The sequence below is a fragment of the Bacillus sp. FSL W8-0519 genome, assembly GCF_038005585.1.
Classification (GTDB): Bacteria; Bacillota; Bacilli; order Bacillales; family Bacillaceae_G; genus Bacillus_A; species Bacillus_A paranthracis.
In genome coordinates, this window is record NZ_JBBOTL010000001.1 from 1,136,515 (window position 1) to 1,152,756 (window position 16,242).

The following is a 16,242-nucleotide window of genomic DNA, read 5'->3' on the forward strand; positions in this document are numbered from 1 at the left end:
AATGAACAACGTACATAATATTATGCATTTTGTTTTTACAAGCTGTATAGTAAAAAAAGATAAATATCGAACGTATTCGAAGCATTGTGGTAAGGAAGGGAGCTAGGGTCTTGGTAAGAACTATAAATGAGACATTTTTAAAAGCATGTAGGGGGGAACGTACTGATTATGTACCAGCATGGTATATGCGTCAAGCAGGTCGTTCGCAGCCGGAATATAGAAAGATAAAAGAAAAGTATTCTTTATTTGAAATTACACATAATCCAGAGTTATGTGCTTACGTTACAAAACTGCCAGTTGATCAGTATAACGTAGACGCAGCAATTCTTTATAAAGATATTATGTCACCACTACCTGCAATTGGTGTGGATGTAGAAATTAAATCAGGTATTGGCCCAGTTATTGATAATCCAATCCGTTCTTTACAAGACGTAGAAAAACTAGGGGAAATCAATCCAGAAGATGACGTACCGTACATATTAGATACAATTCGTTTATTAACGACTGAAATGCTAGATGTACCGTTAATCGGTTTTTCAGGAGCTCCATTTACATTAGCGAGCTATATGATTGAAGGCGGTCCATCTCGTAACTACCATAATACGAAAGCGTTCATGTATGCAGAGCCAAAAGCTTGGTTCGCTTTAATGGATAAGCTAGCAGATATGGTTATTACATATTTAAAAGCGCAAATTAACGCAGGGGCAAAAGCAGTTCAAATTTTTGATTCTTGGGTTGGAACAGTAAACGTAGCAGATTACCGCGTATTTATTAAACCAGCAATGGAGCGTATTTTTGCAGAAGTTCGCACGATGGGTGTACCGATGATTATGCACGGCGTAGGAGCTGCACACTTAGTAAATGAATGGCACGACTTACCGCTTGATGTAGTCGGTTTAGACTGGCGTTTACCAATTGAAGAAGCACGTGCACGCGGCGTTCACAAGGCGGTACAAGGTAATATGGATCCTTCGTTCTTACTTGCGCCATGGTCTGTTATTGAAGAACATGTAAAAGGTATTTTAGATCAAGGGATGAAACAGCCGGGTTATATCTTTAACTTAGGTCACGGTGTATTCCCAGAAGTAAATCCAGATACATTAAAACGTTTAACTACATTTATTCATGAATACTCTAAAGGGCAGTTAGCGAAGTAAAGGAGAATTGCTGTATGAAAAAGAAAATTGGTTTGCTTGTAATGGCATACGGAACGCCATATAAAGAAGAAGATATTGAACGTTACTATACACATATTCGCAGAGGAAGAAAGCCAAGTCCTGAAATGCTAGAAGATTTAACAGAGCGTTACCGTGCAATTGGTGGTATTTCTCCTTTAGCTACTATTACATTAGAGCAAGCTAAGAAGTTAGAGAAGCGTTTAAATGAAGTACAAGATGAAGTCGAGTACCATATGTATCTTGGCTTAAAACATATTGAACCGTTCATTGAAGATGCGGTGAAAGATATGCATAACGACGGTATACAAGATGCAATCGCACTTGTTCTTGCGCCGCACTATTCTACGTTTAGCGTAAAATCATACGTTGGACGAGCACAAGAAGAAGCTGAGAAACTTGGAAACTTAACAATTCATGGCATCGATAGCTGGTATAAAGAACCGAAATTTATCCAGTACTGGGTTGATGCAGTGAAAGGTATATATAACGGTATGTCAGACGCAGAACGTGAAAAAGCAGTATTAATCGTATCAGCTCATAGCTTACCAGAAAAAATTATCGCAATGGGCGATCCATATCCAGATCAATTAAATGAAACAGCGGACTATATTGCAAGAGGCGCTGAAGTAGCAAACTATGCAGTAGGTTGGCAAAGTGCAGGAAACACACCAGATCCTTGGATTGGTCCCGACGTACAAGATTTAACGAGGGAACTAAATGAAAAGCACGGTTATACTTCATTCGTATATGCACCAGTTGGATTTGTTGCGGAACATTTAGAAGTTTTATATGACAACGACTTTGAGTGTAAAGTGGTAACGGATGAAATTGGCGCGAAATATTATCGTCCAGAAATGCCAAACGCATCGGACGCATTTATTGACTGCTTAACAGATGTTGTAGTAAAGAAAAAAGAATCTGTACTGTAAGAAGAAAGGGGGAGCCTGCTTGAGGAAAAAAGTTGTGATCATCGGCGGAGGCATCACTGGATTAACAGCAATGTATAACTTACAAAAAAATATTCATGAAAAAAACTTGCCGATTGATACATTACTGATAGAAGCATCGGGTAAACTTGGCGGAAAAATTCAAACCGTTCGAAAAGATGGATTTACAATTGAGCGCGGACCGGATTCTTTCTTAGCACGAAAAGAAAGTGCAGCTAGATTAGTGAAAGAATTAGGTCTTGGCGATGAACTTGTAAATAATGAGGCCGGTCAATCATTTATCCTCGTAAACAATCGGTTACATAAAATGCCGAATGGATCAATGATGGGAATTCCAACGCAAATTACGCCGTTTCTATTTTCCGGGCTGTTCTCCCCAATTGGGAAACTAAGAGCTGGTTTTGATCTATTAATGCCAAGATCAAAACCAGTATCTGACCAATCACTCGGGCACTTTTTCAGACATCGCCTCGGAAATGAAGTGGTTGAAAATTTAATAGAACCATTACTATCTGGTATTTATGCAGGGGATATTGATGAAATGAGCTTAATGTCAACATTCCCGCAAATGTATCAAATTGAGCAGAAACATCGCAGTATTTCACTCGGTATGCGTACGCTCGCTCCGAAAGAAGAGAAAGCTGAACCGAAAAAAGGAATCTTCCAAACAGTGAAAACAGGTTTAGAATCTATCGTAGAATCTCTTGAAGCAAAGATGCATGAAGGTACGATAATAAAGGGAACTCGCATTGAAAAAGTTACAAAACAGGGTGATGGCTATACGATTACTCTTAGTAACGGAAAAGAAATAGAAGCGGACGCGGTCGTAGTGGCAAGTTCACATAAAGTATTGCCATCTATGTTTGCACAGTACAAGCAGTTTCGTTTCTTTCGCAACATTCCGTCCACATCAGTTGCGAATGTAGCAATGGCTTTCCCGAAATCAGCCATTCAGCGAGATATTGATGGTACAGGATTTGTTGTCTCTCGAAATAGTGATTACACAATTACAGCATGTACGTGGACGCATAAAAAGTGGCCACATACAACGCCAGAAGGAAAAACGCTTCTTCGATGTTACGTTGGACGACCTGGTGATGAAGCAGTTGTAGAACAAACAGAAGAGGAACTCGTTCAGCTCGTACTAGAAGACTTACGAAAGACGATGGATATTACAGAGAATCCAGAGTTTACAGTCGTAAGCCGTTGGAAAGAAGCAATGCCCCAATATACAGTAGGCCATAACGAGCGAATGAAGAAACTCACAACATTTATGGAGAAAGAGTTGCCAGGTATATACTTGGCAGGTAGTTCTTACGCTGGTTCTGGTCTGCCGGACTGTATTGACCAAGGTGAGAAGGCTGCAAAACGTGTACTCTCTCATTTGGAGAAAGTAATGAATACGGAATCAATCGCACAATAAAGAGAAACGCCTTCAATCATATTGAAGGCGTTTTGTTACTTATTCACCAATAAACATGTATAAGTTATTTGGCTTTATAACGGCATCTCCTGCATAAATAACCCATTCCGTTAAGTCATCAAAATCTAAATGATAACTATTTCCTTCACTCATATCTTCTATAAAATATGGTTCATTAATGAGTATTCCTTGAATAAAGTCTTCTGTAATATGTTGCATTTCAAACCACATATGCTCGCTTTTACCCTCTTCATAGGAAACGCCAAACTTAGCGAGAAAACGAAACTCCTCATTTGATTGTTCAATTTGAAAAATGTTGCTGAAATACCCGAAAGTATTTTTTGCATTGTAAGCCATACGAGCCGTTTCACTATTTGTTTTATAGAACATGAGCCCTGTAGCTTCCTCGTGTTCTTTGAAAAAGCTTTCGATACATTCTTCTGAAGTATCAAATTTGAACAAGAGAACAGATGGCGATTGATGGTATTCATCTCGGTCATCCATCCCGCCTAAGAATGTGTTTTGTGCATCTATTGGTTGTAGCTTCACTTCTTCATCCTCAATTGAAGATAATTGATCTATACTCGTTTTATGCCCAATATAAGATAAACCTTTTTCCCACGGCACAGCTACTGTATGTATAGAACCTTGCTGACTATGTGCGATAACGATAGGCTCATTCATAGGGACTTGTCCATTTTCAACGGCATTATTCGCAAATGTTTGAAAGAGGTCACCAATGCCATAGTAGGAAGGAATGCGATTTGGAATAATTAATTCTATTTCTGTTACGCCCGCTCTTAAAAGGCCGTGTGTATGAAACCAATATTGCGTAGGCTCGCCTTCTTTATCGTCTTCATAAACGGAATGAATAACGTACAAGTCAGGAATGTCAGGTAATAATTCATTTTCAACGTGATATTCAATATAGCTTCTAGATATTACCTTCATTGCTGCACTTGAATCAATTACAAATAACAAATCTGGCGCAAGGTTCCATAAAAACTGTAACTGCTGGAAAAAGCAGTCCAGCACATCGCCTACAAATAGCGTACGGGTGAAAATTTCAGTACCATAAGCCGCATCTTCAAAAGTACGGTCTACGATTGTGGAATCTTGTCTATTGTATAGTTTGTATTCTTCTGGATCATCCGTTTCATCAATATGCAGTTCATACGGTATGACATTTTCATCCATATGTAACTCAACAATAAGGCTTGTCTCATCACTATAAACAACTTTTAACTCATCAACTTTAGTAGCGATAGTTTCTAGCCGTTGTTTTAACTGCTCAATTGTAATTCTAGTCGGTATAACAGCAATCATATCTGAAAAATGACGTTCTAATGTTCCATTCATAGCTGCGCGGTATGTTTCTGTCTGTACTTCCATCCAATCACTCCTATTCAAATGAATCCATTTTACATGCCAATGAAATATCGATATTTTCTGTTTTCTCTCTCTAACATTATAGAGTGCATTCGTAGAAAGTGTAAAATTATTATTTTGTATTATAGTTTGAAAACGAGTAAATTAGATTAATTTTTTGTAAAACTTGTCGAAATATCATTCTATATAACGAATCATTTGATATGATAGACATGCTGAGAAAATATGAAATAGGGAGAGGAAAATGGCTGTGAAGAAATTGTTAAGTGTCTTTTTATCATTCATACTATTGCTTTCATTTACTGGAACTTTAGTACAAGCAGAAGAAACTACTTCTATGTCAGTAGAAAAAGCAATTCAAGTATTTAAGCAGCAAGGGAAAACGAAGGGGACAGTGGAAGGGTATATCGTCGGATATACGCAAAGTCCTTCGAAATACACGAAAGATCCGGCTAAGTTTGATGATACAAACGTAGCAATTGCTGATTCGCCAAATGAAACGAATCCAGACAAAATCATGCCTGTTCAGTTACCAAAAGGCGATGTGAGAGCGGCAGTAAACGTGAAAGATCATCCTGAAAATATCGGGAAGAAAGTTAGTTTAACAGGGACGCTTGAATTATATTTTAGTAGCCCAGGTTTAAAATCAGTAACAGCTCATAAGTTTCAAGGGGAAGAACAAAACCGTGTTAGTGATGTAGTAGCTTCACCGAATGGAGGAGAAGTTGCGAAAGGAACAGCAGTAACGTTAACAACGAATACAGAAGGAGCAACAATCTATTACACGTTAGATGGCTCTAACCCTACAAATAAAAGTGTTCGTTATAACGGACAAATTGTAGTGAATGAAAATAGTGTGATTAAAGCAATTGCAGAGAAAGAAGGGCTTACTTCTTCAGCGATTTCAACATTTTCATTTGTTATCGTAAACAATGAACAGGTTCGTATTCATGATATTCAAGGAAAATCACATCTTTCTCCTTACAACGGGAAGAAAGTATACAATGTGGAAGGCGTTGTAACAGCGCTTGATAAAAATGGTTTTTATATAGAAGATAATCAGCCAGATAATGATCCAGCTACTTCAGAAGGTATGTATGTGTACAAAAAGGATGCGAATGTAGCAGTAGGAGATCTTATTCAAGTTGATGGAGTAGTAGAAGAATATGTTGGACCTGGATATGCAGAAAGGTTTGAAACAGACTTAACGACGACGGAAATTAAAGCGAGCCGCGTTGCTGTAATCGCAAAAGATCAAGTTTTACCAGCACCGATTGTACTTGGAGAAAACGGTGTGAAAATTCCTGATCAAATTATCGATAATGATGCATTTGGTTTATTTGATCCAAATGAAGATGCAATCGATTTTTATGAAAGTATAGAAGGTATGCGCGTTACGATGCCAACGCCAAAAATTATTGCACCTCAGAAAAACGGGAATTTATATGTAACAGTGAAAAATGGCGGAAATAAAGTCGTAACGAAATATGGCACACCTGTATTAGATGAAAATCAATTAAACCCAGAGCGTCTTTCTGTAAAAGTACCTCGTAATTATGTAGCAAAAGTAGGAGATACTTTCACTGGAGATATAACAGGAGTAGTCGGATATGATTACGGTGCGTTCCGCATTGCGCCAATAACGGAATTACCATCTGTAGTAGACGGTGGATTTAAGCAAATAGGAGCAAATATTCAGCCGCGTCTTGATAAGTTAACGGTTGCTACATATAATATTGAAAACTTCTCGGCGAATAAAAAAGAAACAACAGATGAAAAAGTAAAAGCGTTAGCGTATTCTATTAAATACAATTTAAAAATGCCGGATATTATCGGTGTAGAGGAAATGCAAGATAATAACGGAACGGTTAATGACGGTACAACAGATGCTTTGTTAAGCGCAAAACGTATCATTGATGCAGTGCTAGAAATTCGCGGGCCAAAGTATGAGTATGTAGAAATTGCTCCGAATAATAATTTAGACGGAGGAGCACCAGGCGCTAACATTCGCGTCGGTTTCTTCTATAACCCATCACGCGTGAAATTAGCAACAGTACCGAAGTTGCTTGATAAAAACGTTGTCCGTATTGGAGACGAAAATCCATTGTTTGAAAGTACACGTAAACCGCTTGCGGCAGAATTTACGTTCCAAGGACAAAATTTAGTTGTTGTTGCAAATCACTTAAACTCAAAAATAGGAGATGCAACACCATTTGGAAAAGTACAGCCGCTCGTATTAAAAAGTGAAGAAAAACGAGTTCAATTAGCACAAGAAGTAAATCATTTCGTACAAGGAATTCAGAAAAAGAACACGAATGCACCAGTTGTTGTGTTAGGGGATATGAACGATTTTGAGTTTGCTAAACCACTAAAAGCACTAGAAGGAACAATCTTGAAAAATATGTTAAATACAGTGCCGAAAGAAAATCGCTACACGTATATTCATGAAGGAAATGCACAAGTGCTAGATCATATTTTAGTAACAAACAACATCGCACCGCACACAATCGTAGATCCAGTACACTTAAACACAAACATTATGAAAGAGCACGGACGTGTAAGTGATCACGACCCAGTACTTGCTCAAATTGATTTGAAGAAGGCATCTTAAAGTAGGGGAACGCTTAGGTAACTAAGCGTTCTTTTATTTGATAAAAATAGATAAGGATAGTGTATAAGCGATTTTTTAGAATGATATAGATTGGTCTTCTGCAGTTTTATGGTAAAATTGGTTGAATATTTAGTTTTTAAGGAGGGTCAATGATGCAAGCACAACTAAATGGAAAATTAATAAATCAGCTTGCAATTTTTTTTAGTACAATCGTCATGCTTCAATTTGTAGCGGAGGTAATAGGACTTACGCAAAATTTAGATATTATATATAACTTAATACATACAGCAGCATCTTATATAACGTTTAGTTTAGCAGTTATTTTTACTTTAATTGGCGCAAGGAGAGAATTAAGTAAATATGCAATTATTTCATTATGTTTAGTTGTAGGTATTAAAGCGATTTATTTTGTAGGGGTCGTTATTTTATGGGGATTGGCTGGCACGCCATAAAAGGATAGTAAATAAACCTCTAATTTTCAAGATAGTAAGGAAATTAGAGGTTTATTATACTTGAAATGATTTTCTACACCGATCTCTTCTTTGCAATCTTCTTCTATATTTTTTTCTATCCCGCTTTACCCCTCGTATATACATAAGTAAGCTAACGAAAAGAAAGAAAGCACATTGCACCGTTAAAATGTACGGTGACATTCCATCCAATGGTTGTTTTGGATCATATAAATGAATTGGTGCTCCGCCTATTGTAGGGAAGACGGTATTTAGCAGGACGTAAGGGATGGAGGTAGCTGCAAATGGAAATAGAAGCGACATATAATCTTTTTGTGACCATGCAGATGCAGCAAGTCCTAAAAGAGCCATTAAACCTGCAAATAAAAAGTTAATTCCAATATATACAGTAATGTAAATAATGGGAGAAGCCTCATATAAGTTTGCAAACATCCCATTAACATTTATGATGCCTGAACCAGCCGGCGTTTCTCCGTCTGGAATGGTTAATTTGCAAAATAATAAAGATAAGATAAATGGAAGCGTATAAAGAAGTCCGCCGCAAAAGAATGTAACAATATATTTCGTTATTGAATAAGAAAATAAATTAATTCCTTTACTTACAAACTGTTTAAAGCCATCAGATTTATCCGAGTTGTAACTTGTACTAAAGGGAAGGCTCGCAATAATTGGCATTAATAATAAATAAACATCCATTTCATTGTCACGAAATCCAATCCATTTTATATCTGTTGATATAGGTCCGCTTGCAGCGTCCCCTAAATAACGAATGACATAATAATAATGATAAATACAAATAAGAATGAATCCACTAAACATAATAATTAAAGAAACACGATTACAAAAAGCTTGCTTTATATTTAAACGAAGTGCACGCATCATGACTGAAAAAGCCTCCACTGTTTTGATAAAGTGAAACTTTAATCAGTGGGGGCTTCATCCCCCACTGATTATTAGTCTTCACCAATCGGACTTTTATGGACAGCTCGATCCCCACCTAAATTCTTTGCTTTCGCTGAATTTTGAGGTAGGGTCTTACTGCCCGTTAAAGTCGGATAAACTTGTCTATTTTCTATATTACTATTAAATGTAAAGATTTTCTTGTTTTTTTATTTGATTATTTAAAAAAAGAGAAATTTGTTGTTGGGAAGTAAGGTTTAGCTGTATATCTCAAGAACACCTTTTCCTTTTCTCTTTTCTTCTGATAAACTATGGACAGTATGATACAATTTGACTGGAATTTTTTATACTGGAAATAATAAAAAAGAGAACTTGTATAGAATGTAAGCGTGTGGTAATATCAAAGATGTACTAATTGACTATATTATCCAATTGGTCATTTTTGGAGGTGACGATGTGGCGATAGATCGAAAACGTTCTATTATTGAGGCTGCAACAAAGTCTTTTTCAGCATTCGGTTATAAAGCAACAACGATGGATCAAGTAGCGAAGTTAGCGAATGTAGGAAAAGGGACGATTTATACTTTTTTCAAAAATAAAGAAGAGCTATTTGGCGAGATTATTTCTAATTTAATTACAGAAATGAAGCAAGTTGCAGAAAATGCAATTCGTTCAGATGTTTCATTTTTTGAAAATGTACATAGAGCATTATATAGCATATTAGAATTCAGAAAAGAACATCAGCTCATGATTAAGTTAATTCAAGAAGAGCGCGATATGGGAACGAAAGAAGTACAAGAAGTGATGCAACAAGTAGATGTGGAAATCGTTTCTGTCATTCAATCCTATTTAAAGATTGCGATTGATAAAGGTGAAATTAGCAAATGTGATCCAGAAATTACAGCATTTATTATGCTTCGCTTATATGTATCGCTTATTTTTGATTGGGAAAAAAATCATGAACCGCTAGAAAAAGAGAAAATTGCAGAATTATTTGAATTTTATTTATTAAAAGGATTGTCAAACTAAGATAATCCTTTTATTATTATAAAAAAGTGACCGATTGAACAAGGTGGTCATATATTTAATTTAGGAGGGATAATAGAAATATTCACTTCATAGTAAGGAACAGTTGCATAGTATAAATTCGGGGATAAGGCATATGTATGAATCAGTATAGCCTTTTTGTTTGGGTAAAAGTGACCAATTGAACAATATGGTCATTTTGAAAAGGGGGAGAAATGATGAAAGGAAATCAGTTACTTCGTAAAGAGTTCACACAAATTATAAAAAGTAAAAAAATATTAATTCCAATTATCGCGGTTCTATTCGTACCAATTTTATATGCAGGTATGTTTTTATGGGCCTTTTGGGATCCGTATAAACAGTTAGATGATTTACCAGTTGCGGTAGTCAATTTAGATAAAGGTGCAGTATTTGACGGAAAACCAATTGAGGTCGGAAAAGGGCTTGTTGATAATTTAAAAGATAATACCAGTTTTAAATGGGAATTTGTAAGTGAAAAAGAAGCGAAAAAAGGAATGGAAGGCAGAAAGTATTACATGTTAGTACGCATTCCAGATGACTTCTCAAGTAACGCTACAACATTATTAAAAGATGAACCGAAACCATTAAACTTAGAATATATTCCAAACGAAAGCTTAAACTTCTTATCTTCACAAATTGGCGGAACAGCCATTGAAAAAATTAAAGGTGAAGTAGCAAGTACGTTAACGAAAACATATGCAGAGAAAATGTTTGATTCCATTCAAGACGTCTCAAAAGGATTAGCAGATGGGGCGGAAGGTGCAAGTAAACTACATGACGGATCAAATGAGCTGCATGATGGTTCAAGTAAAGTGACGGATGGACTTCATACACTTCAAGGGAAGTCTGGGGAGATGAAGGATGGAGTTCAGAAATTAGCAGATGGATCTAATAAGTTACAAGATGGATCCGGAAAAGTGACAGCAGGTTTAAATACGTTAAATAGCAAAACGGGTGAGATGCAGGTAGGTATAGGGAAATTACAAGATGGATCTCAGAAAGTAACAGTAGGTTTGAATACGTTAAATAGCAAAACGGGTGAAATGCAGGTAGGTATAGAGAAATTACAAGATGGATCTCAGAAAGTAACAGCAGGTTTGAATACGTTAAATGGAAAAACGGATGAAATGAAAAAAGGAATTGACGAATTACGTGATGGATCTGAGCAAGTGACTGGTGGTTTGAACAAATTGGTAAGTAAATCTGGCGAATTAAAAGCAGGAACAACCGATCTATCAAATGGTATGGGAAAAGTTGTTGAGGGACAAAGCCAATTAGAGAAATGGTCTCAAGGGATTCAAAAGGGATTGCAGGAGTTAAATAGTAACGTACAAAACTCTATTGCAGGTTTAGAGGAAATGCAGTCAAAAGCTCCTTCTACATTAAATAAGGTAAATGAGAAAATAAATGAGGCTGGAGAAAAAGTAAATCAGTTAAATGAATTCACGCAATCAACAGCAGAGGATGCACAAACTGCAGCGCAAGATGTAGCAAATTTGCAAAAGCAAATCGAGAGTTTACCAAAAGAATATCAAGATCAGTTGCAACCCTTTATAACAAGTGCGGCAAAAAGTACAGCGACAGTGCAACAAAAAGCTGTTGGAGTTGCAGGTGGAACAAATAAATTAAATGCAGAAGTAAAACAATTAAAAGGTGAAATACAACAAACGACAAGTGGAGTACAAAGCGAATTACCAAATCCAAAACGGGTGAAAGCTTTAACGGAGGGTATTGAGAAACTAACGAATGAACAAGCGAAATTTGTTAGTACGTTTCAGGATTTTGGTGAAGGGTTAGGAGATACAAAAAGAGGTGCTGATAAATTAAAAGAGGGATCAGTTCAATTAATTGATGGCGCAACTCAATTACAAAGTGGATCTGGAAAAGTGACAATAGGATTAGGGAAATTATCTGTAGGAGCAAACCAAATGACAGGTGGTGTAACTCAATTAGTAGATGGCTCTGGTCAAGTGACAGGCGGTTTAGGTGAATTATCTACAGGAGCAAACCAAATGGCAGGTGGTGTAAATCAACTAGCAGATGGCTCAAGCCAAGTAACAGGCGGTTTAGGTACATTATCTGTAGGAGCAAACCAAATGGCAGGTGGTGTAAATCAACTAGCAGATGGCTCTGGTCAAGTAACAACTGGCATAGGTACGCTAAATGGTGGTCTAAATAAAATGTCAACCGGCTCAACCCAGCTAATCGACGGCGTTAATAAACTAGCAGACGGTTCCGGGAAAGTAACGGATGGCCTTGTAAAAGTAAACGACGGTTCAGGTGAACTTGCTGAGAAACTTGGCGAAGGGGCAGAGAAAACTGGTGAAGTAAAAGGAACGGATAAAACGTATGATATGTTTGCAAGTCCTGTAAAAGTGAAGACGGAGAAAATGGCGGAAGTTCCAAACTACGGAACTGGATTCACACCGTATTTCTTATCACTCGGTTTATTCGTTGGGGCATTACTATTATCTATCGTATATCCATTACGTGACACAGTTGGTGTTCCGAAATCAGGATTTAGTTGGTTTATTAGTAAGTTCGGCGTATTACTATCAGTCGGTATTATTCAAGCAGTAGTAGCTGATGTTATATTACTGTTTGGATTAGGTGTAGAAGTACAAAGTATTCCTTATTTCATACTCTTTAGCATCGTTACAAGTTTAGCGTTTATCGCATTAATTCAATGTTTAGTAACAGCATTCGGTGATGCAGGGCGTTTCATCGCCATCATCACATTAATTATTCAGCTTACAACAAGTGCTGGAACATTCCCACTAGAATTGATTCCGAAGTTTTTACAACCATTCAATGCTTGGCTACCGATGACATACTCTGTATCAGGGCTGAAAGCAGTCGTATCAAGCGGAGACTTTAACTTCATGTGGCAAAACATAGGAATACTCATGATCTTTATCGTTGTGTTATCACTTGGAACAATTGCTTCATTAACTTGGATGCACAAACGACAGTTTAAAAATATTGCTGAAAATCAATCGGTTGAAGCGTAGAAAAAAGCACCTTTTTGGTGCTTTTTTATTGTAATGCAGGGCATCTTTTTTGTAGTTCGGATATGAATCTGTCTAAAAACTATAGAAACGAAAGAAAAGGAATTACAACAATTTAAAGAGAAAACTAGAATAGAGGAGCTGATATGATGAAAGGAAAGCTTACTTATTATTTTATCTTAAATCCGCTAATCATCTTTCTTGTTTACGCCCTTTCACCTATCTTGTTTCATAAAGAAAAATATATAAATATGAAAGATGCACTAGGAATACTTGTAGTTTACTATGTGCTTATTAGCGGGTATTACTTTATGGATGTTGTAAGTAAAAGAATGAAGAAAAACGGTAAAGAAAAATAAAGAGTTTTATTACATAAAAACCGATGGAGGATAACAAAATGACCGAAAATGAAATCAAATTCAGAGATACAACTATTCGTAACTTTTTTGATAAAGAGGACCGCCTAAAATCAATTCCAGGTCAAAAGAAGAAAAAGTTAGTATTGTTAGAGTATTTAATTAGCAAGTTAAATGCGGAGAATCAGTATACGGAAAAAGAAATCAATGCATTCATCAAACAATATCATGACGATTTTTGTACGATTAGACGCGAGTTTATTGTGCAGGGGTTTATGGACAGAGAGGATAATATGTACCGTATAAATGGGAGAGAAATGTGGACGAAGTGGGAGGAGTTAAAATAAAAAGCTCTGTTATGGAAAACAGAGCTTTTTATTATTTATTCGGATGTAAAATTTTAAAATCGTAGGCGTAAATGGATTTACCACCTTTAACAGATGTAATAATTTGATCCATATCTTTAATTTTAGTAGTTTTAATTTTTTTACCGGTTGTTAGAGAGTATGTTTCTATAGAATATTTATGTTCTTGCTTTTCATTATAACGTAATACATATAATTGATCGTTTTCAAAATATGTTTGTTCATTATATCTAACGCCATCCGTTACATGGTAATCAATTTTGAATTTAGGATTGACTGCATTTGTTTCGGTATTAAAAGTTATGACCTCACCTAGTCCATTTATAAAAAATAATTCATTGTTATGTAGATAAGCGGAATTATTCTTTGTAAATGGTATGGAAGCTGTGGAATTCTCCTCGGAAGAAAGTAAAATTAAATCTTGTTTTAATGATTTTTTATCAATGCGTAATAAATATACTTTGCCTTTAATGGAGTTATCGTTCTCAATTAAAATCGTATAATAAAAATTTGAGTCACTTAAAATAGATGAGTAACTAGAATACGACATGTTTTTATTAAGATTAATTGTTGTAACATCTTCAAGGTGCATAGTTGAATCATTAAATAGTAATTTTTTTAAACTATGCTCATTTTTATCTATATCTTGAGTTAAGACTAAGACTTCATCTGTATTGACGCCAGAGCTAATAAGATAATGAGGAATATTTCCTTTATGAATCTGTTTTTGATTACCAAAAATTACATTCGAATCATAATTTCCAGTAGATGAGTTACTACCTGAATTGTAAATGTTAACAAATAAGTCTTGTTTTTTTAAATATATCCTTTGATCTCCTGTATGTTGGTATTTCATTTTAAAATTTTTAAAATCATCTCCAATAAATTTAATATTATCTTTACTTTCTAGTACGATTTCTTTTTTGTTATCAGATACACCTATTCCTCCGAGTTCTAAACCATTCATTTTATATCCATGTGCTTTTGCATTTTTATCGATGAATATCGCATAACTAATCCCGTTGCCATCCATATCTTGATCGGCAGTCGAAGAGAGATATATAACAGCTTGTTTATCTTTCAAAAAATCTTTTTTCTCAATATCTTCTTCAGATATTGAATTTACATTATTGTTTTTAAAGAAGAAAAAGTAGATGAGTGCTACAATTAAAATTATGCTTAGAATAAGAACGATTATTTTTTTCACTGTTATGAGCTCCTTTTATAAGAAGAAGTGCAACAAATATAGTTGTTGCACTTTTTCTTCAGTATTAAATATTACGAATTGTTGAGGTTTGTTTTGCGTCACGAACATCCCGTGGATATACACCAGCACCGCCATCTTTATCTAAATCTAGTCCGCCATGAAGTTGATAAGCAGACCAAATTAGTTTAGAACAGTTTTTAGCCCCATAATGTGTTGTACTTCTATTTGTAGCAAAATTATAAGAATATGAATCTTTACCTACACGATCTTTTGCCCACCATGCCGCATCATTTTTGTTTTGCCAAGATGTATTTACGGATTTTACTACCGCATCTCCTTTATCTACTTTACGGGATGTAGTACTAATTGTACGAACGCCATCACCTGGTACAGATTCTACAATTGTATTTGAACTATAATACATACCAACATGTCCATGATTTAAGTATGCAGTGTATGAACCAGTATAGAAGAAATCCCCCATATTGCTGTTCCCAACTGAAACTGTACCACCACTAGCTCCTAAAGTATTCATTTTTTTACTTGCTTCTTTTTTGCCTTGTTCTTCATCTGCTTTTAGCTCTTTATAAATCTGTTCAGAAACAGCTTCTTTTGTATTCCCAGTGTTGTTTGCTAATTCATTAATACTAGATATTAGCTCTTGTGTACTTACATCGGGCTGCATTTTTTTGATTTCATTTAAGTAAGGTAAATCATCACTTTTTGCCAGAGAAGCAGTAGGTACAATCACAGTAGAAGCTAGTAACCCCATTGTTAATGTTAATGCATGTAGCTTTTTCATAATCCATCCCCTTTGTGCAATTTATTTTTTTTCTGGGAATTTTACCTGTATTTTATTTAAATGGTAAAATTATCCTTAATGATAAGTGATAGTTTTATAGCTGTAAATCGTATTTTAGTAATTAATTGTTGAGAAAGTTTGGCTTGTAATAGGTTTGAAAAATAAGGTTATTATGTTTTTAAGTGTAGATAAATTATATGGAAATGTATAATACAGTTTGTGTGAATATTTGTCTAAGGAATAAAAGGAGGGAATGATTATGGCGGGCTTTATAAAAATTATTCTTTAGTCGTACCATTTGTTATAATACGTGATATTCGTAATTTGTTATATTCCCTACGTTTTTTTGTTGAGAAATAAAAATAGTACTTTATTTGAACTTTCACTTTCAGTAATGTATATAATTGTCTCAATTCAGTTTTTCAACGAGGGTTCTTACAAAGTAGTAGTTTACTTTGTATAGTTCCATTTTAATAGTCATGATTAAAAAGATGGCCAGGTAAATATCTGAGCCATCTTTAAAACATTTTATTCTTCCT

General features: G+C 35.5%; 13 protein-coding genes. 9 read left to right on the plus strand and 4 right to left on the minus strand.

Features of this window, described 5'->3' with window-relative positions; genetic code table 11:
• The first annotated feature begins 110 nt into the window (after positions 1-110).
• The 3 genes from hemE to hemY are packed head-to-tail and all read left to right on the plus strand — an operon-like array spanning position 111 to position 3,548.
• The gene (gene hemE / locus NST14_RS05900; RefSeq protein ID WP_000252614.1) at positions 111-1,157 is read left to right on the plus strand and encodes a uroporphyrinogen decarboxylase; all 1,047 of its coding nucleotides are present in this window, start codon (positions 111-113) and stop codon (positions 1,155-1,157) included.
• Between the two features lie 14 nt (positions 1,158-1,171).
• Entirely contained in the window at positions 1,172-2,107 is a 936-nt protein-coding gene (hemH, locus tag NST14_RS05905; RefSeq protein ID WP_000726777.1) for a ferrochelatase, read from the plus strand.
• Positions 2,108-2,126: 19 nt separating this feature from the next.
• Complete coding sequence (hemY, locus tag NST14_RS05910; RefSeq protein ID WP_061185143.1) at positions 2,127-3,548, plus strand: protoporphyrinogen oxidase; 1,422 nt, start codon at positions 2,127-2,129, stop codon at positions 3,546-3,548.
• A 39-nt stretch (positions 3,549-3,587) separates the two neighbouring features.
• Here the strand turns inward: hemY and NST14_RS05915 are convergent, their stop codons facing one another.
• Positions 3,588-4,940, minus strand: a complete 1,353-nt coding sequence (locus tag NST14_RS05915; protein WP_000453738.1) for a DUF4026 domain-containing protein — start codon at positions 4,938-4,940, stop codon at positions 3,588-3,590.
• Positions 4,941-5,181: 241 nt separating this feature from the next.
• Here NST14_RS05915 and NST14_RS05920 point away from each other — a divergent pair, with 241 nt between their 5' ends.
• Positions 5,182-7,548, plus strand: coding sequence for a DUF6359 domain-containing protein (locus NST14_RS05920; protein ID WP_229142908.1), 2,367 nt, complete (start codon positions 5,182-5,184; stop codon positions 7,546-7,548).
• A 152-nt stretch (positions 7,549-7,700) separates the two neighbouring features.
• The gene (locus NST14_RS05925; protein WP_229142909.1) at positions 7,701-8,000 is read left to right on the plus strand and encodes a hypothetical protein; all 300 of its coding nucleotides are present in this window, start codon (positions 7,701-7,703) and stop codon (positions 7,998-8,000) included.
• A gap of 54 nt (positions 8,001-8,054) precedes the next feature.
• Here NST14_RS05925 and NST14_RS05930 read toward each other — a convergent pair whose 3' ends face one another.
• Positions 8,055-8,900: a membrane protein gene (locus NST14_RS05930; RefSeq protein WP_000984141.1), complete on the minus strand. Its 846-nt coding sequence runs from the start codon at positions 8,898-8,900 to the stop codon at positions 8,055-8,057.
• 474 nt (positions 8,901-9,374) lie between these two features.
• On the opposite strand from NST14_RS05930, the gene NST14_RS05935 reads away from it, so the two are divergent.
• The 4 genes from NST14_RS05935 to NST14_RS05950 all read left to right on the plus strand — a co-directional run bounded on the left by NST14_RS05935 (position 9,375) and on the right by NST14_RS05950 (position 13,676).
• Positions 9,375-9,947: a TetR/AcrR family transcriptional regulator gene (locus NST14_RS05935; RefSeq protein WP_000963374.1), complete on the plus strand. Its 573-nt coding sequence runs from the start codon at positions 9,375-9,377 to the stop codon at positions 9,945-9,947.
• A 215-nt stretch (positions 9,948-10,162) separates the two neighbouring features.
• Entirely contained in the window at positions 10,163-12,976 is a 2,814-nt protein-coding gene (locus tag NST14_RS05940) for a YhgE/Pip family protein (protein ID WP_074532249.1), read from the plus strand.
• Between the two features lie 143 nt (positions 12,977-13,119).
• A complete protein-coding gene (locus tag NST14_RS05945) occupies positions 13,120-13,332 on the plus strand; it encodes a hypothetical protein (RefSeq protein ID WP_002163726.1) in 213 nt (70 codons plus the stop codon).
• Between the two features lie 38 nt (positions 13,333-13,370).
• Entirely contained in the window at positions 13,371-13,676 is a 306-nt protein-coding gene (locus tag NST14_RS05950; RefSeq protein WP_000138195.1) for a DUF2087 domain-containing protein, read from the plus strand.
• A 31-nt stretch (positions 13,677-13,707) separates the two neighbouring features.
• Here the strand turns inward: NST14_RS05950 and NST14_RS05955 are convergent, their stop codons facing one another.
• Together NST14_RS05955 and NST14_RS05960 are read right to left on the minus strand one after the other, a co-directional pair.
• Positions 13,708-14,901, minus strand: a complete 1,194-nt coding sequence (locus tag NST14_RS05955) for a hypothetical protein (protein WP_229142910.1) — start codon at positions 14,899-14,901, stop codon at positions 13,708-13,710.
• Positions 14,902-14,965: 64 nt separating this feature from the next.
• Entirely contained in the window at positions 14,966-15,703 is a 738-nt protein-coding gene (locus tag NST14_RS05960) for a hypothetical protein (protein WP_000733102.1), read from the minus strand.
• Between the last annotated feature and the right edge of the window lie 539 nt (positions 15,704-16,242).

Excerpts from the sequence above, each read along its gene's own strand:
- NST14_RS05925 (WP_229142909.1), top strand. The coding sequence starts at position 7,701 with ATGCAAGCACAACTAAATGGAAAATTAATAAATCAGCTTGCAATTTTT.
- NST14_RS05960 (WP_000733102.1), bottom strand. The coding sequence starts at position 15,703 with ATGAAAAAGCTACATGCATTAACATTAACAATGGGGTTACTAGCTTCT.
- NST14_RS05945 (WP_002163726.1), top strand. The coding sequence starts at position 13,120 with ATGATGAAAGGAAAGCTTACTTATTATTTTATCTTAAATCCGCTAATC.
- hemH (WP_000726777.1), top strand. The coding sequence starts at position 1,172 with ATGAAAAAGAAAATTGGTTTGCTTGTAATGGCATACGGAACGCCATAT.
- NST14_RS05930 (WP_000984141.1), bottom strand. The coding sequence starts at position 8,900 with ATGATGCGTGCACTTCGTTTAAATATAAAGCAAGCTTTTTGTAATCGT.
- NST14_RS05920 (WP_229142908.1), top strand. The coding sequence starts at position 5,182 with ATGGCTGTGAAGAAATTGTTAAGTGTCTTTTTATCATTCATACTATTG.
- NST14_RS05950 (WP_000138195.1), top strand. The coding sequence starts at position 13,371 with ATGACCGAAAATGAAATCAAATTCAGAGATACAACTATTCGTAACTTT.
- NST14_RS05940 (WP_074532249.1), top strand. The coding sequence starts at position 10,163 with ATGAAAGGAAATCAGTTACTTCGTAAAGAGTTCACACAAATTATAAAA.
- NST14_RS05915 (WP_000453738.1), bottom strand. The coding sequence starts at position 4,940 with ATGGAAGTACAGACAGAAACATACCGCGCAGCTATGAATGGAACATTA.